The organism is Protofrankia sp. CiP1_Cm_nod2 (assembly GCF_920664355.1).
Lineage (GTDB): Bacteria > Actinomycetota > Actinomycetes > Frankiales > Frankiaceae > Protofrankia.
In genome coordinates, this window is the sequence record NZ_CAKKTL010000340.1 from 2,760 (window position 1) to 3,909 (window position 1,150).

Annotated in this window: 2 pseudogenes; one reads left to right on the forward strand and one right to left on the reverse strand. The window is 70.3% G+C overall.

Going from position 1 to position 1,150, the window contains the following annotated elements:
- A pseudogene (locus tag NBW84_RS24655) lies at nucleotides 1–225 on the forward strand (hypothetical protein); the annotation flags it as partial.
- 661 nt (nucleotides 226–886) lie between these two features.
- Here NBW84_RS24655 and NBW84_RS22945 read toward each other — a convergent pair.
- Nucleotides 887–1,150: pseudogene (locus NBW84_RS22945) on the reverse strand (hypothetical protein); the annotation flags it as partial.

Genomic DNA, 1,150 nt, shown 5'->3' on the forward strand with positions numbered 1-1,150 from the left:
ACCACCACTGCCACACCGGCCACCGCGGGCGGGATCACCTTCCTCAACATCGAGGACGAGACAGGGATGGTGAACGTGATCTGCACGCTCGGGCTGTGGCAGGGCTACCACCGGGTCGCCCGCGCCAGCCCGGCGCTGCTGATCCGTGGTGTGGTGGAGAAGGCGGACGGCGTGGTCAGCCTGCTCGCCGACCGGCTCGAGGCGCTCCCGATGCGCATCACCGCGTATCCGCCGAGCGCCAGCGCGAACATCAGCGGATACGCGGTGAACAGCGTGAGCGAAGGCTGGCCGCCGAGGAAGCTCCCGATCGAGGGCCACCAGTTCTGTGTCTTTCCCAGCACGCCCACCGTGGTGAGCAGCGCGACGCTGCCGAAAACGGCGAGGTAGATCCCGGTGTGACGCCAGCGCTGGAACACCACACCCGCCAGCACCCCGATCGCGGACACCGCGACCAGCGGTCCGCTGTAGACAAGCCACAGCGCGAGCGGGTTGCCGTGGCCCAGCACGTCCAGCCCGAAGATCCGCGCCTCCCGTCCCCAGCCGCCGGTCAGCCGCTCGACGATGTCGAACGCCACCAGCCCGAGCCCGAGGAGCAGCGCCTGGCCGAGGACGACCAGTGCGGTGGCCGCGGCGAACGCCCGGCGGGTGACGCCGAGCCCCAGCGTGAAGGGGAACACCTCCGTCATCGTCTGCAGGTGCGCGGGGGCGATCGCGCCCAACGGCATCGGCAGCAGGTAGATCTCGTGTGCGCCGAGCGTGGTTTCGCCGTTGGAGACGTCGATGCCCCAGCCCAGCAGCGGCATCGCGGCCAGCGCGAGCAACGGGTAGCCCAGCAGTGCGGGCCAGTGGACGAGCTGGATCCGGACGACGTCGAGCACGCGGGACATCAGGACTCCTTCCCGGCGGAGACCGGCCGGCCGTGGCGTTGGGTGGTGCGGACGACCAGTTGCTGCAACGAGACCGGCTCGAAGTCCAGCCCGGGTTCGAGCAGGTCGCTGACCTCGTCGATCAGGTGCGTGGAGAGCACGACCGTGCGCGGGTGCTCGGCGTAGTCGGCCAGCAGCCGGTCGTAGAACAGCTGCCGCGCGACGGCGTCGAGGCCGAGGTAGGGCTCGTCGAACAGGGTCAGCGGGGCCCGCGAAGCCAGTCC